Below are 21,691 nucleotides of genomic sequence, written 5' to 3'. Positions count from 1 at the left end.
GCCCGCGTCGGCGGCGTCCAGCGCGGCGAGGGCGGCGTCGACGAGCCGCCGCTCGGAGCGGCCGTCGGAGGTGTCCATCAGGAAGCAGCCGTTCGCGATGATCTGGAGCAGGCCGCCGTGCCGGCGCAGCACGACCTCGCCGTACGGGCCCTCGCGGCGGTCCAGGACTTCGGGTGCATCGGGAATGTCGTACGCGGACATCCGTTCATCTTGGCAGGGCCCTCGCGGCTCAGTGATCGCTCAGAGCGAACAGAGCTTGGGGAACATTCAGTGGCTCACGAGCATTGAGTCGGCATAGCTCAACTTGACTGCCGAAGGGGAGATCATGGCTGCTGAGTCCACACCGCTCGCCCTGCCTGTGCTGCCGCTCGACGACGAGGTCGTGCTGCCCGGGATGGTGGTCCCGCTGGACCTGAGCGACTCCGAGGTGCGCGCCGCGGTGGAGGCCGCGCAGGCCGCCGCCCGCAACGAGCCCGGAAAGCCACGGGTGCTGCTGGTGCCACGCGTCGACGGGACCTACGCCGGCACCGGCGTCCTGGGCACGGTCGAGCAGGTCGGCAGGCTGGCCGACGGGGATCCCGGCGCCCTGATCCGCGGCCGGGACCGGGTGCGGATCGGCGCGGGGACGACCGGGCCGGGGGCGGCGCTGTGGGTGGAGGGGACCCGGATCGAGGAGACCGTGCCGGACCCGCTGCCGGGACACGTGACCGAACTGGTCAAGGAGTACAAGGCCCTCGCCACCGCCTGGCTGCGCAAGCGCGGCGCCTGGCAGGTCGTCGACCGCGTCCAGGCCATCGACGACGTCTCCGCGCTCGCCGACAACTCCGGCTACTCGCCGTTCCTGACCACCGAGCAGAAGGTGGCCCTCCTGGAGACCACCGATCCGGTCGCCCGGCTGAGGCTCGCCACGCAGCAGCTGCGCGACCACCTCGCCGAGCAGGACGTCGCCGAGTCCATCGCCAAGGACGTCCAGGAGGGCGTCGACAAGCAGCAGCGCGAGTTCCTGCTGCGCCGTCAGCTGGAAGCCGTCCGCAAGGAGCTGCGCGAGCTCAACGGCGAGAAGGACGGCGAGGAGTCCGACGACTACCGGGCCCGCGTCGAGGCCGCCGACCTGCCGGAGAAGGTCCGCGAGGCCGCGCTCAAGGAGGTCGACAAGCTGGAGCGGGCCTCCGACCAGTCCCCGGAGGGCTCCTGGATCCGCACCTGGCTCGACACGGTCCTGGAGATGCCGTGGAACGAGCGGACCGAGGACTCCTACGACATCCGGGGCGCCCAGGAGGTGCTGGACGCCGAGCACGCGGGCCTCCAGGACGTCAAGGAACGGATCATCGAGTACCTGGCCGTGCGCAAGCGGCGCGGCGAGCGCGGGCTCGGCGTCGTCGGCGGGCGGCGCGGCGGCGCGGTGCTCGCCCTGGTCGGACCGCCCGGCGTCGGCAAGACCTCGCTCGGCGAGTCCGTCGCCCACGCGATGGGCCGCAAGTTCGTCCGCGTCGCCCTCGGCGGTGTGCGCGACGAGGCCGAGATCCGCGGCCACCGGCGTACGTACGTCGGCGCGCTGCCCGGCCGGATCGTGCGGGCCGTCAAGGAGGCCGGGTCGATGAACCCGGTGGTCCTGCTCGACGAGATCGACAAGGTGGGCTCCGACTTCCGGGGCGACCCGGCCGCCGCCCTGCTGGAGGTGCTCGACCCCGCGCAGAACCACACCTTCCGGGACCACTACCTGGAGGTCGAACTGGACCTGAGCGACGTGGTCTTCCTCGCCACCGCCAACGTCCTGGAGGCCATCCCGGAGGCCCTGGCGGACCGTATGGAGATCGTCCGCCTGGACGGCTACACCGAGGACGAGAAGGTCGTCATCGGGCGGGACCACCTGCTCCCGCGCCAGCTGGAACGCGCCGGGCTCGGCACGGACGAGGTCACCCTGGAGGAGGGCGCGCTGCGCAAGCTCGCCGGGGAGTACACGCGCGAGGCGGGCGTACGCAACCTGGAGCGGTCCATCGCGCGGCTGCTGCGCAAGGTGGCCGCCCAGCACGAACTGGGCGAGCGGGAACTGCCGTTCACGGTCACCGAGGGCGACCTGCGCGGGCTGATCGGGCGTCCGCACCATGTGCCCGAGTCCGCTCAGGACCCGGCGGAGCGGCGTACGTCCGTCCCCGGGGTGGCCACCGGGCTCGCGGTGACCGGCGCGGGCGGTGACGTGCTCTACGTGGAGGCGTCCCTGGCCGACCCGGAGACGGGCGCGGCGGGGCTGACGCTGACCGGGCAACTGGGCGACGTGATGAAGGAGTCCGCGCAGATCGCGCTGAGCTTCCTGCGCAGCCACGGCGCCGAACTGGAGCTGCCCGTGGGCGACCTGAAGGACCGGGGCGTGCACATCCACTTCCCGGCGGGCGCGGTCCCCAAGGACGGCCCGAGCGCCGGCATCACGATGACCACCGCGCTGGCCTCGCTGCTGTCGGGCCGGCTGGTCCGTACGGATGTGGCGATGACCGGCGAGGTCTCGCTGACCGGGCGGGTGCTGCCGATCGGCGGGGTGAAGCAGAAGCTGCTCGCCGCGCACCGGGCGGGCATCACCACGGTGATCATCCCCAAGCGCAACGAGCCCGACCTGGACGACGTCCCGGCCGAGGTGCTGGACAAGCTCGACGTCCACACCGTCACCGACGTCCGGCAGGTCCTCGAGCTGGCCCTGAGCCCGGCGGGGCTGGAGGTTCCGGTCGCCGCGTGACGGAGGCGGCCGGATGAGGGAAGGCCCGGGTCCCGTGAGGGAGGCCCGGGCCTTCGCCGACCCGTCGTGCCGTGATCAGCTGCCCAGGGCCAGCCCGCGCAGCTGGTCGAGGGTGCCGTTGAACTTGTCGTGGTCCCCGACCGTCGGGCCGGTCGAGGTGTACTGCCACATCGTGTAGGAGCTCCAGCCCGCGGGCAGCTCGCCCGCACTGGAGGCGTACCGGGCGATCCACAGGGGAGTGGTCGCGGCGAAGCCGGCGTAGTTGCCGGTGCACTGCTTCCACCAGCTCGTCGCCGTGTAGAGCACCGCGTTGCGGCCGGTGCGCGCCCGGTACTGGTTCAGGAAGTCGCGGATCCAGGTCACCATCGCGCTCGGCGACTTGCCGTAGCAGGCGTCCCCGTACGGGTTCCACTCGATGTCGAGCGCGCCGGGCAGGGTGCGGCCGTCGGCGGACCAGCCGCCGCCGTGGTCGACGAAGTAGTTCGCCTGGGTGGTGCCGCTGGAGGTGTCGGGGGTGGCGAAGTGGTACGCGCCGTGGATCATGCCGACGTCGTACGAGCCGCCGTACTGCTGGGAGAAGTAGGGGTTGGTGTAGTAGGTGCCCTCCGAGGCCTTGGCGTAGGCCCAGCGGACGCCGCTGTTCCACAGGGTCGGCCAGGCCACCTTGCCCTGGTGGCTGGAGACGTCCACGCCCTCGGTCTGGGCGGCGCGTCCGGCGGGCAGACCGCCGCGGCCGTCGTGGGCGACGACGCCCATGCCCATGTGCGCGGAGCCGCGGGGCGGGACGGCGGGCGGGGACTCGGCCCCGGCGGCCATGTGGGGGAGGGAGAGGACGGCGAGCAGGGCCGCGACGACGGCCGTCAGGGCGGCGAGTAAAGCGGAGCGGCCGGATCCGCGTATGGGCATGAAGTACCTCCGAGAGGGGTGGGGGAAGCAGACCGTGAGGGGGGCAGCCGGGCCCGGAAGCTGCCGTTGGTCTACGCCTGCGAAATACTTACGGAGCAGGGGCGACGTCGCCACTTGGCGGAAACTTTCAGGACCGGGAAAACCTAGGCAGGGGCTGACGTGCAGGAAGACGGAAACAGCGGCGGAGAGCGTGCCGCGACCCCGGCGCCCGAGAGCGGTGTGGACCAGCCCGGGTTCCTCGCCCTGGAACGGGAGTTGACGGTCCTGCTGCGGCGTGCCCGGGCCAACCAGGGGGAGATGGCCCGGGAGGTCCACCCGGACCTGGAGTCGGCGGCGTACGGGCTGCTCGTCCGCTTGGATGAATGCGGGCGGCAGCGGGCGACGGAGCTGGCCGCCTATATCGGGGTGGGGAAGGCGACGATGTCGCGTCAGCTGCGGGCGCTGGAGGAGTTGGGGCTGGTCGCGCGGGAGCCGGATCCGGCGGACGGGCGGGCGTGGCTGGTCGCGCTCACCCAGGAGGGGCAGGAGAGGGTGCGCCGGGTGCGGGAGGCGCGGCGGGCGCGGTATGCGGGGCGGCTGGCGGACTGGGATGCGGGTGAGGTGATCGAGTTGGCGCGGTTGCTGGGGCAGCTGAACCGGAGCATGGAGAAGTAGCCGGGTAGGGGGTGGGGGCTCGGGTGGTGTGCGGGCTGCGGGTTGTGGGAGCTGGTCGCGCAGTTCCCCGCGCCCCTGGGTCGGCTGCCGTGCCCCGTGCTCACAGGTCCACGCACAGGACCGTTCACAGCTCCACGTACACCACCGTCGCGTCGTCGTGCTTCTTGCTGCGGCCGAGTACGAGCCTGTCCGTGTCCGCTCGCTCCAGTTCCCGTACGCGGTCCACCAGGGCCTGGGCGCCCTCCTTGCGGACGAAGGTGAGGCAGTCGCACCAGTCGCCCTCGCTGAAGCGGTCCACCCAGCGGGTCGCGCCGTCGGTCAGGGCCAGGAGGGTGCGGACCTCCTCGCGGGGGAGGGAGCCGGTGATCGCGCGGGACGCCACCGAGGGGTCCGCGGCGGCCGTGAAGAAGCCGCCCTCCTTGTTGCGGAGCGTGGTGTCCACCAGGGCGTCCGTGGCGAGGGCCGAGCGGGGCAGGAGGGAGAGCCGGTCGTCGAGCAGGGCCGTGACCGCGCCGGTGGGGGACTCGACCAGCAGGGCCGAGTCGGACAGGACCAGGTACTCCACCGCGGCCGGTGACCAGCGGGCCAGCACGACCGTTGCCTGGGGCGTCCGGGGGTGAGAAAGGTCACAGCTGTCGGCGTGGGCCTCGGCGGTCCTGGCGATGGCGCGGGAGAGCAGATCGGCCAGGGGGACGTCCGGGAGCGAAACGGTCAGTTCGGCCAGCGCCCCGCCGAGGCGCGCGGTGAACCAGGGCACCGCATGCAGACAGCCCGTCCCGTCCTTCGGCGGCGTGACCCCGTCCAGCACGACGAGCGAACCGCCCAGTCCTGACGCCGGAAGTCCGACGCTCGCGAAGTCCTCGTTGGGGCGGTCCGCATCACCCGGCTCCGATACAAGCTCCGTTCGCATCCGGCCAGTCTGCACGACCCCTTCACAAGGGTCGCAAGGGGCTGGCAATCGTCGCAGGATCCCCGCGGCCGCGCAGGTCAGCCGCCGGATTTGGGGCGGAATGCTGTACTCCGGGAAGGCGTGGCGGCGAATACTGCCACCGCCCGCCGCGGACGTCCAACCGGCGTGCCGCGCAAGGCCGCTGCACAGGACAGCGGAACTTGCTCCCCAACTCACGTCCGATGTTCACTCCTTCGAGTGGCGGGTCAGGTGATGCGCATCCACTGCCCACTGGCACTGGGAGGGTCGGGGAGCGATGGGGGCGCCTGAACGGCCCGAGCACGGTCGACGGCTCGGGGAAGGCGTCCGCGCCCGTTGACGGAGCGTCACCCGGGCCCACGGGTACACGAGTCAGGAATGCGAGCACCGGTGCAGAAGTCGCGGCCTCGTCGCACAGGCAAGCAGACGCCCCCCGCGGGGGACACGGAGCAGACGCCCACCGTCGGCAGGGGCCGCCCCACCCGCGTACGCAACCGGCTCATCGTGGCCGTCGCCGTGGTGGCCGCCGCGATCGCCGGTGCGGGCACGCCCTCCCTGCTCACGGCCTCCGGGCAACTCAGTGACGCCCAGGAGCTGGTGACGCTCTCCGAGCAGACCCAGGACGCCCTCAGCCTCGCCCACTCCCTCGCCGACGAGCGGGACGAGGTCACCTCCTTCATCGCCGCGGGCCGCCCCAAGTCCAAGGCGCCGTCCGAGGAGCACAGCGCGCGCGTCGACCGGCAGGTCGAGGAACTGCGCGCCGGCACCGAGGCCTCCGACGAGCTGCGCGACGACCTCGACGCCATCGCCGCCGTCCGCCGGGCCGCGCTCACCGGCAAGGACAGCGCCCTGGAGGCGCACCAGGCCTACTCGGCCGCGATCAACGAACTGCACCGGCTCGCCGAGCGGCTCGCGGAGAAGACGCCGCCCCGCGCGGGCTCGGGCGCCTACGCGCTCGCCGAGCTGGACTCGGCCGTCCAGCAGGCCGCCGCCACCCGGGGGCTGCTCCTCGCCGCGCTCAGCGTGCCGCGCAGCACCGAGACCGTGATCGACCCGATCACCGGGCTGCCGTCCACGTCCACCGGCTCGTCCGCCGCCGACACCAAGCGGCGCGACGCGCTCACCGCCGCCGCGCTCCAGGCCCGGCTGCGCTCGGACGCGGCCCTCGCCGACTTCCGCGACACCGCGCCCCAGGCCGCCCGGACGTCGTACGACTCCACCGTGACCGGGCCCGAGGTCAACTCCGCCGAGAAGTACCTGGCCCGGCTCACCGACGAGCCGGCCCTCTCCGACGCCGAGCTCGGCACCGACACCCGGAAGCTGAGGGCCGCGCTCACCGCGCGCATCGACATGATGCGCGGCGTGGAGTCGGCGCTGTTCGAGCAGCGCAGCAAGGACCTCGCGCAGCTGCGGGACGACGACGTCACCGCGCTGGAGATCCGCGTCGCGATCCTCGGCGCGCTGATGCTGCTCGCCGTCGGTATCGCCACGGCGATGGCGCGCACCCTGACCCGCCCGCTGTCGGTGCTGCGCCGGGGGTCCGCACGGCTCGCCGAGGCCGAGGACCCCGCGAGCCAGGAGCCGGTCGTCTTCACCGGCCGCAACGACGAGTTCGCGCAGGTCGTCCGCTCCGTGAACGCGCTGCACGCGCACGCGGCCGGGCTGGCCGAGCGGATCGCCACGCTGGAGGCCGATCGCAAGCATCTCGTGGGCCAGCGGCAGAAGATGGCCGACGCCCGCGAGGAACTGCGCGCGGAACTCGCCGAGTCCGCCGCCCAGCTGGAGCGGCTGAAGGAGAGCATCGGCGGCACCTTCGTCAATCTGGCGCTGCGCACACTCGGCCTGGTGGAGCGGCAACTCGCCGTCATCGAGGGCCTGGAGGAGCGCGAGCAGGACCCCGACCGGCTCGCCACCCTCTTCAAGCTCGACCACTTCGCCACCGTGATGCGCCGGCACAGCGAGAACCTCCTCGTCCTCGCCGGTGCCGAGCACGTCCAGCACACGGCCGGGCCCGTACCGCTGGTGGATGTCGCGCGGGCCGCGGTCAGCGAGATCGAACGGTACGAGCGGGTGCGGATCGCGGCGCTGCCGCCGCACGCGCACATCGCCGGGTTCGCGGCGGACGACCTGTCCCATCTGCTGGCCGAACTCCTCGAGAACGCCACGTCCTTCTCGCCGCCGGACCTGCCCGTCGAGGTGTCCGGCTGGCTGCTGGAGAACGGCGAGGTCATGCTCTCCGTGCAGGACGAGGGCATCGGCATGACCGCCGAGCGGCTGGAGCGGCTCAACGCCCGGCTGTCCGAGTTCGACCCGGAGGCCGGGTACGACGCGGAGGGCGAGGACGGTCTCGGGCTCGGGCTGTACGTCGTGGCGCGGCTCGCCCAGCGGCACGGGGTGCGGGTGCAGCTGCGGGCGCAGAAGCAGGGGGGCGTGGCCGCGGTCGTGGTCCTCCCCAAGGCGCTGCTCGCCGACGGCGCCGCCGTCGCGGGCCCCACCTCCGGGCCCGTCTCCGGCACCACCCACACCTTCAGCCTCCCCGGCGCCGACGCCGAGGCCAACTCCAACGTCCTCCACGGCCGCACGGAGCACGGCGACCGCCTGGTCGCCCTCGCGGAGAAGGCCGTACGCCGCCGGGAGTCGGAGGAGCGACGGGAGCCGGGCGAGGGCGACGGCGCCACGAAGCCGACGGACAGCCGTGCGGCGGGCCTCGCAGGGGAGCCCGCGGGGGCTGAGCGGAGCGGGGAGCTGGCGGGGAGCCCGGCCGACAGAGCGGCGCGCAAGTCCGCCACGGAGGCCGAGCGGAGCGAAGAGCTCACGGGGAGCACGCCCGAGGGCGCGGCGAGCGAGTCCGCCACGGAGGCTGGGGAGTCCGCGGAGCCCGCGGGGGCCGAGCAGAGCGGGGAGTTCGCGGGGAACACCGCCGAACGTGCGGTGAGCGAGCCCACCGGGGCCGCCGCGCCCGCCGGGCCGACGGAGTCCACCGGGCGCACCGGGCCCACCGGGTCCACGGAGTCCACCGAGCCCCCGGCCGAGCGGCCCGCCGAGACCACCATGGAGTTGCTGCTGCCGTCCGCGGCGGAGCCGGCCCCTGACCAGGCGGCCGACCCGCACGCGCCGGACGGTGGAGACGCGGCGGCCGGCGAGGACGTCGAACCCGTTGCCGGCACTCACTCCGGTACCGGCGAGTGGACCACCCCCGACGCACCGGTGAGGCCGGCCGGTGAGCGGGCGCCCGATGACGAGACCGGGTCCGTCACCGGCACCTGGACCGCCCCCGGCGACTTTGCACGGCCCGGGTTGCCGACGCGGCCCGTGTCCGGTGCCGAGGACGACACCGAACACTCGCGTGTGCCCGACGGGGCCCAGGACGGCGGCGGTGAGGAAGACGCCGTCACCGCCAAGGGGCTGCCCAAGCGGACGCCGAAGATCACCGCGCCCGCCGCCGTGCCGCGGCCGCGCACCGGCGGTGTGGACGCCGAGGCGCTGCGCCGGCGGCTCGGCGGATTCCGGCGCGGCGCGGAGGCCGGTCGGAAGGACGTCGAGGCGGAGATCGCCGAGAAGACCGGCCGGCACCAGCGGCCGGACCGGACCACAGCGACACCAGGCACATCCGAAGAAGCCACGGGGGGCACCGTCGAGGAGGCAAGCAGTTGACCGCGCCCAGTACCTTCGGACTGAGCAGTGAGGCCCGCAATCTGCACTGGCTGCTGACCAACCTGGTCGAGGAGGTGCCCGGCATCCTCTCCGTCGCGGTGGTCTCCTCCGACGGCCTGCTGCTCCTCTCCTCCGACGCCGGTCACCTCGACCAGGCCCGGCAGTCCCGCACCCAGCACCGCACCGGCCCCCGCGGCTCCGCCGCCGACCTGGCCACCGTCGTCTCCGGCATCGGCAGCCTCACCGTCGGCGCCGCCCGGCTGATGGACTTCGGCGCGGTCAAGCACAGCATGGTCGCGATGGACGAGGGCAGCCTGTTCGTCATGTCGATCAGCGACGGCTCGCTGCTCGGCGTGCACGGCTCCGCGGACTGCGACATGAGCGTGGTGGCGTACCACATGGCCCTGTTCGTCGGCCGCGCCGGCCATGTCCTCACGCCCGAACTCCGCAGCGAGCTGCGCAAGTCCCTGGAGAACGAGTCCACCGGGAGTACCCGATGAGCAGTACGTCCAGGAAACACCTCCCCGTCCGCGGCGCCGACCGCAAACCCGCCCGGGTCCGCCCGTACTCCCTCACCGGCGGCCGTACCCGCTTCGGGCACGTCCTGCTCGTCGAGACGTTCGTCGGCAGCACGGCCGCGCTGGAGGGCGCCGAGGAACGCCGGGAGCTGACGAACGGCTCGCTGAAGTCGGCGATCATGCCGGAGATGCGGGCCATCGTCGAACTGTGCCGCCGTATGCGTACGGTGGCCGAGATCGCCGCGCTGCTGAAGATGCCGCTCGGCGTGGTCCGCGTGCTGCTCAGCGACCTCGCGGACCAGGGAAAGATCCGTGTGTACGGCACCGGAACCGGCCACGGCACGGGCCGGCCGGACCGCGCTCTGCTGGAAAGGGTGCTCAGTGGACTCCGCCGTCTCTGACGTCTCCGACGCCGCAAGAGGCGTCTCCCCGCTCGCCGCCGAGCCCGACGAGCCGATGCAGCCCTGGCAGACGGACCGCACCCGCGCACCGATCGCCACCAAGATCGTGGTCGCGGGCGGCTTCGGCGTCGGCAAGACCACCCTGGTCACCGCCGTCTCGGAGATCACGCCGCTGCAGACCGAGGCGCTGATGACCCAGGCGAGCGAGGACACCGACGACCTCACCGCCACGCCGGACAAGCTCACCACCACCGTGGCGATGGACTTCGGCCGCATCACGCTCGACGACGACCTGGTGCTGTACCTGTTCGGCACGCCCGGTCAGCAGCGGTTCTGGTTCATGTGGGACGACCTGGTGCGCGGCGCGATCGGCGCCGTCGTCATGGCCGACACCCGCCGCCTCAAGGACTGCTTCCCGGCGCTGGACTACTTCGAGAGCTGCGGACTGCCGTACGTCGTCGCCGTCAACCACTTCGACGGCAGCGAGCTGTTCGAACCGGAGGACGTGCGGGAGGCGTTGACGATCCCCGCGCACATACCTGTCATGATCATGGATGCGCGCCGCCGGATCTCGGTCATCGAGACCCTTCTGTCCCTCGTGGGCCACGCGCTCGACGAAACCCCCGAGTAGGAGACACCCAACGCATGCGGAAGATACTCGTCGTCGGAGCCGGCCAGTCCGGACTCCAGCTCGCCCTCGGCCTCCAGTCGCACGGGTACGAGGTCACCCTGATGTCCAACCGGACCGCGGACGAGATCCGTACCGGCAGGGTGATGTCGACGCAGTGCATGTTCCACACGGCCCTGCAGCACGAGCGCGATCTCCAGCTGAACTTCTGGGAGTCCCAGGCCCCGAAGATCGAAGGACTTGGCGTCTCGGTCGCGGCCCCCGGCTCCTGGGAGCAGGGCCAGACGCAGCGGGCCATCGACTGGCTGGGGCACCTCGACGGGTACGCCCAGTCCGTCGACCAGCGGGTGAAGATGGCCGGCTGGATGGAGACCTTCGCCCAGCGCGGCGGCCAGCTGGTCATCCACGGCGCGGCGGTCGGCGACCTCGACTACTTCTCCCGCACCTACGACCTGGTGCTCGTCTCGGCGGGCAAGGGCGAGCTGGTGCAGATGTTCGCCCGCGACCCGGAGCGCTCCCCGTACAGCGAGCCGCAGCGCGCCCTCGCCGTCGCCTACGTCCACGGCCTCGGCCCGCGCCCGGAGCACCCGGACACCGAGGCGGTCCGCTGCAATCTGGTGCCCGGCGTCGGCGAGCTGTTCGTCATGCCGACGCTCACCACCTCCGGCCGCGCCGACATCCTGTTCTGGGAGGGCATACCCGGCGGCCCGCTGGACGTCTTCAAGGACGTCAAGGACCCCTCGGAGCACCTCTCCCTGACCCTGGAACTCATGGAGAAGTACCTCCCCTGGGAGTACGCGCGGGCCACCAAGGTCGAACTGACCGACGCCGGCGGCACCCTCGCCGGCCGCTACGCCCCGACCGTCCGCAACCCCATCGGCCGCCTCCCCGGCGGCGGGCTGGTCCTCGGCGTCGCCGACGTGGTCGTCGCCAACGACCCGATCACCGGCCAGGGCTCCAACTCCGCCTCCAAGTGCGCGGCTTCGTACCTCGCCTCGATCCTGGAGCACGGCGACAAGCCGTTCGACGAGGAGTGGATGCAGTCCACCTTCGACCGCTACTGGGACACCGCCCAGCACGTCACCAAGTGGACCAACGCCATGCTCGCCCCGCCGCCCGAGCACATCCTCAACCTCATCGGCGCGGCGGGCCAGCTCCAGCCGGTCGCCGACCGCTTCGCCAACGGCTTCGACAACCCGGCGGACTTCGAGAACTTCTTCTACGACCCGCAGAAGACCGAGGGCTACCTGATGGAGGTCTCCGGGGCCGCGGGCGCGTAGCCCAGATCCGATCCTTCCGTGGCCCCCTCGGGGAGCTCCGGCGGCTCGTAGTGCCGCAGGGGCTTCCCGGCCGGGTCGGGGCGTACGGCGCCCAGGACGGGGTTGGCGGCGAGGGGGGAGACCTTGATCCTCGCGCCCGGGCGGGGGGCCTGGATCACCTTGCCGTCGCCGAGGTAGAGGGCGACATGGGTGGCCTCGGGGAAGTACAGGACCAGGTCCCCGGGGCGCAGCTGCTTCAGCGGGATGCGCTTCAGGCGGGCCCACTGCTCCTGGCTGGTGCGGGGGACGGGCGTCCCGGCCGCGTTCCACGCCTCGGACGTCAGCCCGGAGCAGTCGTACGTCCTCGGGCCCTCCGCGCCCCACTCGTACGGCTTCCCGATCTGCTCGACGGCATAGCGCACCGCCCGGTCGCCGGCCGCGGACGGCGCGGAGGGCGCGCCCGGGGCGGGCAGCGCGCCGGAGGTCACCAGCTTCCGCTGTTCCTCGGCGACCTCGGTGCGCTCCAGCTCGGCCAGCGCGGCCAGCTGCTCCGCGCTGAGGGAGGCGAGCAGCTCCTCCACCTCGTGCAGCCGCTCGCGCACCTCGTCGCGTTCCTTCTTGCGCCGCTCGGCGAGGGCGAGTTGCGCGTCGAGCGCCTTGCGTGCCCGGCGGGCCAGGGCGTCGGCCTTCTTCTCCGCGCCGGTCAGCCGGCCCACCGTCCGGGACCGCTGCCGGGCCAGCTGCCCGATCACCTGCCCCTGGTCGAGGGCCGCCTGCGCGTCGCGGGCGAGGAGCAACCTCAGGTAGGGGGAGAGGTCGCTGCGGCTCTGGTACTGCTGACGGGCCAGCCGCCCGGCCTCGCCCCGGCTGTCGTGCAGGGAGGTCCGGGTGCGGGCGAGAGCACGCTCCAGCCGCTGGGTCAGGGCGCGCTGCTTCTTCAGCCGCTCCTCGGTCGCGTTGTAGGTCTCGGTGGCCTTCTCCGCCGCCCGGTACAGCTTCTGAAGGTCCGTCAGCAGTTTGGTGGCGGGCCGCTCACCGGGCGCGGGCGGCTCGGGCGCCGCCGCCGCGGGCACGGGTGCGAGGACGGTCCCGGCCGCCACCGCCGCCGTACACACCAGACGCAGAAGCATTCCTGACACGACGTCACCTCCGATGCGGGGCGGCCCCTCCGCTCCGCATCGCGAGCATCAGACGGTCCCGCGCGTCCCGCGCGCCGAGTGTGCGCGGTTCGGCGCAACCCGGTCACCCGTCCGCGTCGTCCGGCTTGCCCTTCGGCGTGGCGTCTGGATCGGCGGCGGGCCGCGACCACGGCCACTTCAGCCGGCTCGGCGGCGCGCCCTCGGGGGCGTAGACGTACTTCCAGCCGCGGGTCAGCCCGGTACGCCCGCCGCGTCCGCGCGGTGTCCGTACGTAGACCAGCACGGTGGGCGGGCCGCCGTCGGGGGCCGGGACGGGGATGCGGTACGTCTTGGGCGGGTGCCCGGTGATGCCCAGGAGGACGGGCAGGACGCGGCCGTCCATGGGCCCGCCCTCGAAGGGGGTGTCTTCGCTCTTCACGGCAGCAGTGTCCCGTTCCTCGTGGCTCAGAGATCCGCGGCCAGTGCCCGCAGCAGCGTCTCCGTCTGGGTGTCGCGCCGGGCCGTGACCTCCAGGACGGCGACGAACTGCTCCACCAGCCAGTCCCGCAGCTCGTCCATCGGCGGCTGCTTGTCCTCGTCGAGCCAGATGAGGGACGCCGCCTCCACGGCGGTGATCCACATGCGGATGGTCATGCGCAGCCGGGGGCCGGGGTCGGGGACCCCGAGGTGGCTGAGGATGTGCTCGGCGGCGGCGCGGCGTACGCCGTCGACGATCGCGGTCGTACGGGAGGTCTCGACGACGCTGCCGCCCTGGAGCAGGGCGCTGAAGCCGGTGTCGTGCTGGTCGACGAAGGCGAGGTAGCGGTCCAGGGCGCGGGCGAGGCGGGGGAGGAGGGGGCCCTCGTGCGGCTCGTCGAAGCAGTGCTGGAGTTCGTCGGCGGCGGAGCGGAGGGCGGCCTCGTAGAGCTGTTGCTTGCCGCCGGGGAAGTATCGGTAGACCAAGGGGCGGGAGACTCCGGCCGCTTCTGCCACGTCGTCGAGGGAGATCTCCTCCGGGGCGTGGTGGGCGAAGAGGGAGAGCGCGGCGGTGAGGAGCTGGTGGCGGCGTTCCTCGACGCTTAGTCGCCGGTAGGCGGGGGCGGCGGTCATGTGTTGCAGGGTAATCGCCGTGGGGGTTGCTGGTCGCGTCCGGCTGCGGGTGCGCTGTGGCTTTCGCGCCCACGCGGCGGAGCCGCATATCGACACAGCCCCGCGCCCCTGAGGGTGTTTGCCGCGTCCTAGGCCAAAAGGCCCGACGACCTCCACAGGCGGCGGCCTACTCCGCGTAGGACCCCTATGTCGTCCAGGAAGTCCGTGAGACGCTTCGCTCCCGTCTGCATGACCTCCCGCCGATGTGCGCTGGCCTTGACCTGGGCCATGGCCTCCCGTTTGTTCAGGCCGACGTTCGTGTAGACCTCGGGGTTGACGAAGGCGACCGAGAAGACGCGGGCGAATTCGCCGGAGGTGAGGCGGGTGAATTCCTGGGACCACCTCGGGGCGGTCACCATCTGGCGGCGGAGTTCCTCGCGGGCGTAGCGGACGTGGCGGGCCTCCTCCACGACGTGGATGCGCGTGACGCCCCGGATGAGCGGCTGGACGCGCTCGTCGGGGAAGGTGAGGCGCTGCATCCAGTCCAGGACCTCCTCGCCGAGCAGCGTGGCGGTGAAGGAGCCGGGGGTGGTGGAGATCGTCTTGAACAGGCGGCCCAGGTTGTGGTGGATCGGGCTCACCGGGTACCAGGGGGTGTCGCCGCGGTTGATCACCCGGGCGAACATCTTGGAGTGCCGGCACTCGTCCTCGATCTCGGTGAGCGCGTAGCGCACGTGCGCGCTCGTCGCCGCCTTGTCGTAGATGTGCCGGACCAGCAGCTGCATCAGGATCAGCTCGAACCAGATGCCGAGCGAGGCGAGGGCCGCCGCCTCGTGCTGGGAGAGCAGGATGCGCTGCTCCTCGCTCATCCGCTTCCACATCGGCGTGCCGTACAGCGAGACCAGCTCCGGCGGCCAGAACCACTTGCCCTCCTCGAAGGGCGCGTCCCAGTCCAGCTCCTTGTCCGGGTCGAAGGAGTGCTTGGCGGACGAGTCGAGCAGTCGCTGGGCCACCTGCTCCCGGTCCTTGAGCAGGCCGAGTGCGTCGCGCAGTCCGTCGAGCGCGTCGGTGTCCGTCAGGGTCGTCATGACCGTCCCACCTCGTCGTGGATCAGGGTTACCCGGGGTGACTCACTCGTCTTATGAGACTGCCCGTCAGCAAGCCCGTCAATCCCTCGCACACGACTTGTTGACCCGGCGTCTACTCCGTGTGAGCCTGCGAAGCATGCCGAGCTTCGACCGCTACGCCACCGATCCGGGTGATTCCCACTGGCAGGTGCCGGCCACCGGCGCGGCCCGCTTCAGCTGGGAGGCCGTCTTCCCAGGCCAGAAAGAGGGCTCGGGACGCGACCGCCTCCTCGCCCTGTACCAGAAGGGCAAGGACAAGCAGTGGGACGGGCAGACGCGGATCGACTGGGAGCTGGAGGTCGACCCCTACGATCCGCTCGGGACGCCCGACGAGGCCATGAGCCTGTACGGCACCAAGCACTGGGCCAAGCTCAGCGACAAGGACCGCGGAGAGCTGCGCCGGCACTACGCCTCCTGGCAGTTCAGCCAGTTCCTGCACGGCGAGCAGGGCGCGATGGTCTGCGCCGCCCGGATCGTGGAGTCGGTGCCCGACCTGGACGCCAAGTTCTACTCGGCGACCCAGGTGATGGACGAGGCCCGGCACGCGGAGATCTACGGCCGCTTCCTGCACGAGAAGATCGGGCTGCTCTACCCGATCAACGACAACCTCCAGTCCCTGCTCGGGGACACCCTGCGCGACTCCCGCTGGGACATGCCCTACTTGGGCATGCAGGTGCTGATCGAGGGCCTGGCGCTCGCCGCGTTCGGCATGATCCGGGACACCACCGACAAGCCGCTGCCCAAACAGATCCTCGCCTACGTCATGCAGGACGAGGCCCGCCATGTCGCCTTCGGGCGGATGGCGCTGCGCGACTACTACAAGCAGCTCACCGACGCCGAACTGCGCGAACGCGAGGAGTTCGTGATCGAGGGCTGCTATCTGATGCGGGACCGGCTGCGCGGGGTCGAGGTGCTGGAGAACTTCGGCGTCCCGAAGGCCGAGGCGGAGGAGTACAGCGAGCGGTCCGAGTTCCTCGCCCTGTTCCGCAAGCTGCTCTTCTCCCGCATCGTCCCCTGCGTCAAGGACATCGGCCTGTGGGGCAAACGCCTCCAGCAGGCCTATGTCGACATGGGCGTCCTGGAGCTGGGCGACGCCAGCCTCGATCTGCTGATGCACCAGGACGAGGAGATCGCCGAGAAGCTGGACGCGGAGCGGTTCGCGGCGGAGGAGCGGGAGCGCGTCGCCGAGGTGGAGGCGGCGATCGAGGCCGGGGGCCGCTAGGCCCTGTCGTCACATTCCCGCCGTCCGCCCGGAGGGCGGGCCTGGCGGCGTCGTGGGGGCACCTCCCACGCCCTTAAGGCAGTGGGGGAGCGTGCATGGCGTCGCCAGGCAGGCGGGAATGTGACGACAGGGCCTAGACGGAGCAGCCCAGCCCCTCCGGGAGCTCGCCGGTCACCGGCACCGACGTCCCCGGCGGGAAGGACGTGCGCAGGGTGAAGGCGTGCGGGGTCGGGCCGTGGGCGCGCAGGTGCAGCAGGCGGGACTCGGCCTCGGCGACCGTGGGCCGGTGGCCGGCCGGGACCCACCACAGGGCCGTCACCGCCTCTTGCATCCGCTCGAAGAACTCCCTTCGACGGGCGAGCAGTTCGCGGTGCCGGCCCTGGTACATGAACGCGGTCAGCGCGTCGGTGTCCCGCCACACCGACATGTTGATGATCAGCCACTCGTCGTCGAACACGGGTACGTCGGTCGCGTCCCCCGACTCGCTCTGCAGGCGCCACACGAAGCCGGGGGCCGCGTCGGCGTCGGCGTTGACGGGGTCGAGACCGTCGACGAAGTCCTTCAACTGCGGGGAGTCCAGAGGGGCTTTGAGACGGGCGATGTTGACCTGGGCGAGCTCGAACGCGGCGTCAGTCATGACCGGACGGTAGGCCGGGCCGCCCGGATCCCGGTAGCCCCGTCTCAGGGGTCGAGCACCGCCCTCATCACCGAGCGGGCGATCGGGGCCGCCGTACCGCCGCCGCTGATCTCACGGCGGTTCGCCGCCGCGTCCTCGACCACCACCGCGACCGCCACCCTCGGCTGGATGTCGTTCCTCGCCTGCGCCCAGCCGACGAACCAGGCATACGGCGTACCGGAGTTGCCGAGTCCGTGCTGGGCGGTGCCGGTCTTGCCGCCGACCACCGCGCCGGGGATCGCCGCCCGGGAGCCGGTGCCCTTCTCGACCACGCCCCGCATCAGCTCCTGCATCCGCATCGCCGTCGACAGCTGCATCGCCCGCCGCACGGGACGGGAACCCGTCGTCGACACCGTGCCGCCGTTCGCCCGGGTCGTGCGCTCCACCAGATACGGCTCCCGCACCTGCCCGTCGCCCGCCACGGCCGCCGCCACCATCGCCATCTGCAGCGGGGTCGCCCGCGTGTTGTACTGCCCGATCGAGGCCAGCGCGAGCTGCGCCCGGTCCACCGTGGTGTCGAAGGTGCTGCGCGCCACCGGGAACGGCATCCGCAGGTCGGCGTCGTTGAAGCCGAAGGCGTGCGCCGTCGACGTCATGTCCGCCACGCCCGTGCGCACGCCCAGCTTGGCGAACACCGTGTTGCAGGAGAAGGTGAACGCCTCCCGCACCGAGGCGTCCTCGCAGCCCTTGGAGCCGTTGGTCAGCCGGGTCGTCGTCCCCGGCAGGACGTACGGGTCGGGGGAGTCGGTCGGCTTGTCCAGGTCGGTGACCACGCCCGCGTCCAGCGCCGCCGCCGCGGTGACCACCTTGAACGTCGAACCCGGCGGATACGTCTGCCGCACCGCCCGGTTCAGCATCGGCCGGTCCGGGTCGGCGTTCAGCCGCGCCCAGGCGTCCCGCGCCGTCTCCCCGTTCCCGGACAGCAGTTCCGGGTCGTACGACGGCACCGACACCAGCGCCAGGATCCGCCCGGTGGCCGGCTCCACCGCCGCCACCGCGCCCTTGCGGGAACGCAGCCCCTCGAACGCCGCCCGCTGGGCTTCCGGGTGGATCGTCGTCTCCACGTCGCCGCCCGCGTTGCGCGAGCGGGTGTACTCGTTCCACAGCGGCAGCGGCGCCAGCACCGGGTCCGTGCCGGACAGCAGGGCGTCCTCCGTGTGCTCCAGCAGGGACGTGCCGTACTCCTGGGAGGCGAAACCGGTCACCGGCGCGTACAACGGCCCGTCGCTGTACGTCCGTTCGTAGCGGAGATGCTCCCCGGTGTCCCGGGATCCGGTCACCGGCCGGCCGTCGACCAGGATGTCGCCGCGCGGCTGGTGGTAGCGGGCGATGGTGTCACGGCGGTTCGCGGGATTGTCCCGGTAGGCCTCGGCCCGCACCAGCTGCACCCGCGCGGCGTTCACCAGCAGCGCGACCAGCAACAGCGCACAGAACACGGCCGCGTGCCGGATGTACCGGGTCATGAACGCCCGCCTCCGTCGGTCTGGTGAGGGCGGGAGGTGGCCCCACGGTCGGCTTCGGCCTCGCGGCGGGCTCGGGCATCGTGGCGGACTCCGGCCTGGTGGCCGGCCCCGGTCTGACCTCCGGTCCTGGTCGGACCCTCGGTTTCGATCCGGCGGCCGGTCCCGGTCTGATCCCCGGGGTCGGCCTGGCGGCCGGTCTCGGCGTCCGCGTCGGCGTCATGGTGTGCTTCCGCGCGGCCGCCCGGTGCGCCCCGGCGGCGTGCCGAGTGGCTCAGGCGGACGAGCAGCGCCACGATCGCCCAGTTGGTGACCACCGACGAGCCGCCCTGGGCCAGGAACGGCATCGCCATCCCCGTCAGCGGGATCAGCCCGGTCACCCCGCCCGCGATCACGAACACCTGCAGCGCCACGATCGAGGAGAGCCCCACCGCCAGCAGCCGGCCGAACGGGTCGCGCAGGGCGAGGCCCGCCCGGTAACCGCGGTCGACGAGCAGCCCGTAGAGCAGGAAGATCGCACAGAGCCCGGCCAGGCCCAGCTCCTCACCGGCCGTGGCGAGGATGAAGTCCGACTTCACGGCGAAGCCGATGAGCACCGAGTGCCCGAGGCCGAGCCCGGTGCCGAGCAGCCCGCCCTCCGCGAAGGCGAACAGCGACTGGGCGAGCTGGTTCGGTCCCTCGCCGGCCTCGATCGACGCGAAGGGATGCAGCCAGGTCTCGATCCTGCCGTGCACATGCGGCTCCAGTCGGCCCACCGCCACCGCGCCCAGCGAGGCCAGCAGCAGACCGACGGCGATCCAGCCGGTGCGCCCGGTGGCGACGTACAGCAGGACCACGAACAGGCCGAAGAACAGCAGCGAGGTGCCGAGGTCCCGTTCCAGGACCAGCACCCCCACGCTCACCAGCCATACGGCGAGGATCGGACCCAGCACCCGGCCGGTGGGCAGTTGCAGCCCCCAGAACCGGCGCCCGGAGTACGTCAGCGCGGTGCGGTTCGCGGCGAGATACGCGGCGAAGAACACCGCGAGCAGCACCTTCGCGAACTCGCCCGGCTGGATGGAGAATCCGGCCACCCGGATCCAGATGCGGGCCCCGTTCACCGCCGGGAAGAGGATCGGCACGGTGAGCAGGATCAGCGCGGCGGCGACACACAGGCGGGTGTAGCGCTGGAGCACCCGGTGGTCGCGCAGTACCAGGATCACCACGATGAACAGCGTCACACCCAGCGTCGACCACACCAGCTGGGTGGGGGCGGCGCGGTCGTACGGCGTCTCCAGGTCCAGCCGGTAGATGAGCACCAGGCCGAGCCCGTTGAGCAGCACGGCGATGGGCAGCAGCAGCGGATCGGCCCAGGGGGCGCGGAAGCGCACCGCCAGATGGGCGACCAGCGCGAGCACGCCGAGCCCGGCGCCGTAACCGGCGGCGCCGGGCGGGACGGAGCCGTTCTTCGCGAGTCCGACGGCGCAGTAGCCGTAGACCGAGAGCAGAACGGCCAGCAGGAGCAGGGACAGTTCGATGCCACGGCGCCGGGGGAGACGGACGGGGGGCGCGGGCGGATCCGCCGTCGCCAGGGTCATTCCGGCCTTGCTCATGTCCGGAACCTACCGAAATGCCGTGTCGTGCGTGCTTCGCCGGTCAGCACCAGCGTGGCGCCGGCCCGATGTTGTCGATGTAACGGGCCGCACCCCAGGCCCAGGTGCCGTCGGTGAGCAGGTACCACAGCGGGTTGCCGTCCACCCGATCGCCGGGGACCTTGCAGAAGATCGAGACGACCTCGCCCCGGTGGGCGTAGCGGATGACCTTCGCACCCCGGGTCGGGGCGGTGCGCAGCGCCAGCCGGTCGGCGGTGACGCGGCCCTTGTACTGGCCCTGGTCGCCGTGGTTGCCACCGGCCTGGTTGCCCCAGTCACCGTTGCCGCCGCCCTGGTTGTTCGCGTTGCCGTTGCCACCGCCCTGCTGGCTCCAGTCGCCGTTGCCGCCCTGCTGGTTTCCACCTTGCTGGTTGCCGCCCTGCTGGTTTCCGCCGTGCTGGTCGGAACCCTGGCCGGAGTCCTGCCCGGACCCCTGCCCGGACCCTTGGTCGTAGCCGCCGCCGGTGTCACCACCGGTGTCGCCGTTGCCGCCGCTCTGCTGCTGGCTCCAGGTGCCGTTGCCGCCACCGCCGTCGTCCCCGTCGTCGCTCGCGACCGCAGGGGCTACGGCGGCCGCGACGGCCAGCGCACCGGCGGCGAGCGCTATGGGCAGACGGCGGGTCAGGGGATAACGCAAGGACATGGCAGTACCTCCATATGAGGGACGAACGTGTCGAAGGTGACGTGTCGCCACATGTCGTCACACTAGGAGCGCCCGGAGTGGAACCGCCCGCCTTACTGCGCCATCGGAGAAGCCGTCAGATCACACCGTTGGCGGTTGCGTCCCCGCTCTGAGGGAGTGTCAGCGTGGTCATGGCGCCGCCGTCGGGCGCGTTCGCGAAGTCCAGCCGTGCGCCGAGTACCTCCGCCTGGCCCAACGCGATGGTCAGCCCGAGCCCGTGCCCCTTCGTCCCGCTCTCCGTGCGGAACCGCTGCGGCCCGTGCGCCAGGAGGTACTCCGGGAACCCGTCCCCGTGGTCGCGCACGGTGACGACGGATCCGTCGACCGTCAGCGTCACCGGCGCCCGCCCGTGCCGGTGCGCGTTGGCCACCAGATTGCCCAGCACCCGCTCCAGCCGCCGCCGGTCGGTCTCCACGGCGACATCCCGGACGACGACGACCTCCGTGTCCGTCCCCGACGCCCGCACCACACGCCGGGCCAGCGCCCCGAGCTGCTCGGTGTCCAGCTCCAGCCGCTCGCGCCGGGCGTCGAGGCGGGAGATCTCCAGCAGGTCCTCGGTGAGGGTGCGCAGCGCCGCCACCCGGTCCCGTACCAGCTCGGTCGGCCGGCCCGGCGGCAGCAGCTCGGCCGCCGCGTGCAGCCCGGTCAGCGGGGTGCGCAGCTCGTGCGCCACGTCGGCCGTGAAGCGCTGTTCGGCGAGCAGCTTGCCCTGCAGCGAGGCCGCCATGGAGTCCAGCGCTGCGGCGACCGCGGCCACCTCGTCCTGCGGACGCGTACGGTCCCGGGCGCGCGGGTCGTCCACGCGCGCGTCGAGATCGCCCGCGCTGATCCGCCGGGCCACCCGCGCGGTGGCGTGCAGCCGCCGGGTCACCCGGGTCACCGAGAAGGCGCCCACCAGCAGCGTGGCCCCGATCGCCAGGGCCGAGGACAGCACGATCGCCCGGTCGAGGCCGTCGATGGTGCGCTCGCCCTGGGAGTAGTCGACCCGGACGGCCAGCGCCCGCTCGCCG

19 protein-coding genes and 1 pseudogene are annotated in these 21,691 nt (G+C 72.3%); 8 read left to right on the top strand and 12 right to left on the bottom strand.

What is annotated here, in order from left to right:
- Positions 1-201, bottom strand: a pseudogene (locus tag N4P33_RS17405) (spermidine synthase); the annotation flags it as partial.
- Between the two features lie 124 nt (positions 202-325).
- Here N4P33_RS17405 and lon point away from each other — a divergent pair.
- A complete protein-coding gene (gene lon, locus N4P33_RS17400) occupies positions 326-2,728 on the top strand; it encodes an endopeptidase La (protein WP_260827536.1) in 2,403 nt (800 codons plus the stop codon).
- Between the two features lie 75 nt (positions 2,729-2,803).
- Here the strand turns inward: lon and N4P33_RS17395 are convergent, their stop codons facing one another.
- Positions 2,804-3,634, bottom strand: a complete 831-nt coding sequence (locus N4P33_RS17395; protein ID WP_260827535.1) for a lysozyme — start codon at positions 3,632-3,634, stop codon at positions 2,804-2,806.
- A gap of 159 nt (positions 3,635-3,793) precedes the next feature.
- Between N4P33_RS17395 and N4P33_RS17390 the strand changes: the two genes are divergently transcribed.
- Entirely contained in the window at positions 3,794-4,288 is a 495-nt protein-coding gene (locus tag N4P33_RS17390) for a MarR family winged helix-turn-helix transcriptional regulator (protein ID WP_260827534.1), read from the top strand.
- A 124-nt stretch (positions 4,289-4,412) separates the two neighbouring features.
- Here N4P33_RS17390 and N4P33_RS17385 read toward each other — a convergent pair whose 3' ends face one another.
- On the bottom strand, positions 4,413-5,198 hold the full coding sequence (locus tag N4P33_RS17385; RefSeq protein ID WP_260827533.1) for a protein phosphatase 2C domain-containing protein: 786 nt from the start codon (positions 5,196-5,198) through the stop codon (positions 4,413-4,415).
- Between the two features lie 396 nt (positions 5,199-5,594).
- On the opposite strand from N4P33_RS17385, the gene N4P33_RS17380 reads away from it, so the two are divergent.
- The 5 genes from N4P33_RS17380 to N4P33_RS17360 are packed head-to-tail and all read left to right on the top strand — an operon-like array spanning position 5,595 to position 11,697.
- Entirely contained in the window at positions 5,595-8,870 is a 3,276-nt protein-coding gene (locus N4P33_RS17380) for a nitrate- and nitrite sensing domain-containing protein (protein ID WP_260827532.1), read from the top strand.
- Positions 8,867-9,370 carry a roadblock/LC7 domain-containing protein gene (locus tag N4P33_RS17375; protein ID WP_260827531.1) on the top strand — a complete coding sequence of 168 codons (504 nt, stop codon included), beginning with the start codon at positions 8,867-8,869 and terminating at the stop codon, positions 9,368-9,370. Before N4P33_RS17380 ends, N4P33_RS17375 begins: the two co-directional genes overlap by 4 nt.
- Positions 9,367-9,789, top strand: coding sequence for a DUF742 domain-containing protein (locus N4P33_RS17370; protein ID WP_260827530.1), 423 nt, complete (start codon positions 9,367-9,369; stop codon positions 9,787-9,789). Before N4P33_RS17375 ends, N4P33_RS17370 begins: the two co-directional genes overlap by 4 nt.
- The gene (locus tag N4P33_RS17365) at positions 9,770-10,420 is read left to right on the top strand and encodes an ATP/GTP-binding protein (protein WP_260827529.1); all 651 of its coding nucleotides are present in this window, start codon (positions 9,770-9,772) and stop codon (positions 10,418-10,420) included. The genes N4P33_RS17370 and N4P33_RS17365 overlap by 20 nt, the downstream gene beginning before the upstream one ends.
- A 14-nt stretch (positions 10,421-10,434) precedes the next feature.
- Positions 10,435-11,697, top strand: a complete 1,263-nt coding sequence (locus N4P33_RS17360) for a styrene monooxygenase/indole monooxygenase family protein (protein ID WP_260827528.1) — start codon at positions 10,435-10,437, stop codon at positions 11,695-11,697.
- Here the strand turns inward: N4P33_RS17360 and N4P33_RS17355 are convergent.
- The 4 genes from N4P33_RS17355 to N4P33_RS17340 form a co-directional block, all read right to left on the bottom strand.
- Entirely contained in the window at positions 11,661-12,815 is a 1,155-nt protein-coding gene (locus N4P33_RS17355; protein WP_260827527.1) for a C40 family peptidase, read from the bottom strand. The genes N4P33_RS17360 and N4P33_RS17355 overlap by 37 nt on opposite strands.
- Positions 12,816-12,918: 103 nt before the next feature.
- Positions 12,919-13,233 carry a hypothetical protein gene (locus N4P33_RS17350; protein WP_260827526.1) on the bottom strand — a complete coding sequence of 105 codons (315 nt, stop codon included), beginning with the start codon at positions 13,231-13,233 and terminating at the stop codon, positions 12,919-12,921.
- 26 nt (positions 13,234-13,259) lie between these two features.
- Positions 13,260-13,904, bottom strand: a complete 645-nt coding sequence (locus N4P33_RS17345) for a TetR/AcrR family transcriptional regulator (protein WP_260827525.1) — start codon at positions 13,902-13,904, stop codon at positions 13,260-13,262.
- A gap of 128 nt (positions 13,905-14,032) precedes the next feature.
- Positions 14,033-14,971: a diiron oxygenase gene (locus tag N4P33_RS17340; protein ID WP_260827524.1), complete on the bottom strand. Its 939-nt coding sequence runs from the start codon at positions 14,969-14,971 to the stop codon at positions 14,033-14,035.
- 136 nt (positions 14,972-15,107) lie between these two features.
- Between N4P33_RS17340 and N4P33_RS17335 the strand changes: the two genes are divergently transcribed.
- Complete coding sequence (locus N4P33_RS17335; protein ID WP_260827523.1) at positions 15,108-16,232, top strand: ferritin-like domain-containing protein; 1,125 nt, start codon at positions 15,108-15,110, stop codon at positions 16,230-16,232.
- Between the two features lie 133 nt (positions 16,233-16,365).
- On the opposite strand, the gene N4P33_RS17330 is transcribed toward N4P33_RS17335, so the two are convergent.
- The 5 genes from N4P33_RS17330 to N4P33_RS17310 all read right to left on the bottom strand — a co-directional run.
- Positions 16,366-16,869 (bottom strand): DUF3291 domain-containing protein, encoded by a 504-nt coding sequence (locus N4P33_RS17330; RefSeq protein ID WP_260827522.1) that lies wholly within the window; start codon positions 16,867-16,869, stop codon positions 16,366-16,368.
- 44 nt (positions 16,870-16,913) lie between these two features.
- Positions 16,914-18,371: a penicillin-binding transpeptidase domain-containing protein gene (locus tag N4P33_RS17325; protein WP_260827521.1), complete on the bottom strand. Its 1,458-nt coding sequence runs from the start codon at positions 18,369-18,371 to the stop codon at positions 16,914-16,916.
- Entirely contained in the window at positions 18,368-19,960 is a 1,593-nt protein-coding gene (locus N4P33_RS17320) for an FtsW/RodA/SpoVE family cell cycle protein (RefSeq protein ID WP_399029629.1), read from the bottom strand. The genes N4P33_RS17325 and N4P33_RS17320 overlap by 4 nt, the downstream gene beginning before the upstream one ends.
- 43 nt (positions 19,961-20,003) lie before the next feature.
- Complete coding sequence (locus N4P33_RS17315; protein ID WP_260827520.1) at positions 20,004-20,642, bottom strand: SH3 domain-containing protein; 639 nt, start codon at positions 20,640-20,642, stop codon at positions 20,004-20,006.
- A 115-nt stretch (positions 20,643-20,757) separates the two neighbouring features.
- Positions 20,758-21,691, bottom strand: a 934-nt coding sequence (locus tag N4P33_RS17310) for an ATP-binding protein (RefSeq protein ID WP_260827519.1), incomplete at its 5' end; no start/stop codon positions are given.

This window comes from Streptomyces sp. 15-116A, from assembly GCF_025290915.1.
GTDB lineage: Bacteria > Actinomycetota > Actinomycetes > Streptomycetales > Streptomycetaceae > Streptomyces.
Note: the sequence above shows the minus strand (reverse complement) of the source record. Positions and strands in the feature narration are given on the sequence as shown.

Bases quoted from the DNA above. Each gene is read 5' to 3' on its own strand.
- lon (WP_260827536.1), top strand. From the start codon at position 326: ATGGCTGCTGAGTCCACACCGCTCGCCCTGCCTGTGCTGCCGCTCGAC.
- N4P33_RS17395 (WP_260827535.1), bottom strand. From the start codon at position 3,634: ATGCCCATACGCGGATCCGGCCGCTCCGCTTTACTCGCCGCCCTGACG.
- N4P33_RS17385 (WP_260827533.1), bottom strand. From the start codon at position 5,198: ATGCGAACGGAGCTTGTATCGGAGCCGGGTGATGCGGACCGCCCCAAC.
- N4P33_RS17380 (WP_260827532.1), top strand. From the start codon at position 5,595: ATGCGAGCACCGGTGCAGAAGTCGCGGCCTCGTCGCACAGGCAAGCAG.
- N4P33_RS17370 (WP_260827530.1), top strand. From the start codon at position 9,367: ATGAGCAGTACGTCCAGGAAACACCTCCCCGTCCGCGGCGCCGACCGC.
- N4P33_RS17360 (WP_260827528.1), top strand. From the start codon at position 10,435: ATGCGGAAGATACTCGTCGTCGGAGCCGGCCAGTCCGGACTCCAGCTC.
- N4P33_RS17345 (WP_260827525.1), bottom strand. From the start codon at position 13,904: ATGACCGCCGCCCCCGCCTACCGGCGACTAAGCGTCGAGGAACGCCGC.
- N4P33_RS17340 (WP_260827524.1), bottom strand. From the start codon at position 14,971: ATGACGACCCTGACGGACACCGACGCGCTCGACGGACTGCGCGACGCA.
- N4P33_RS17335 (WP_260827523.1), top strand. From the start codon at position 15,108: ATGCCGAGCTTCGACCGCTACGCCACCGATCCGGGTGATTCCCACTGG.
- N4P33_RS17330 (WP_260827522.1), bottom strand. From the start codon at position 16,869: ATGACTGACGCCGCGTTCGAGCTCGCCCAGGTCAACATCGCCCGTCTC.
- N4P33_RS17325 (WP_260827521.1), bottom strand. From the start codon at position 18,371: ATGACCCGGTACATCCGGCACGCGGCCGTGTTCTGTGCGCTGTTGCTG.
- N4P33_RS17320 (WP_399029629.1), bottom strand. From the start codon at position 19,960: ATGAGCAAGGCCGGAATGACCCTGGCGACGGCGGATCCGCCCGCGCCC.
- N4P33_RS17315 (WP_260827520.1), bottom strand. From the start codon at position 20,642: ATGTCCTTGCGTTATCCCCTGACCCGCCGTCTGCCCATAGCGCTCGCC.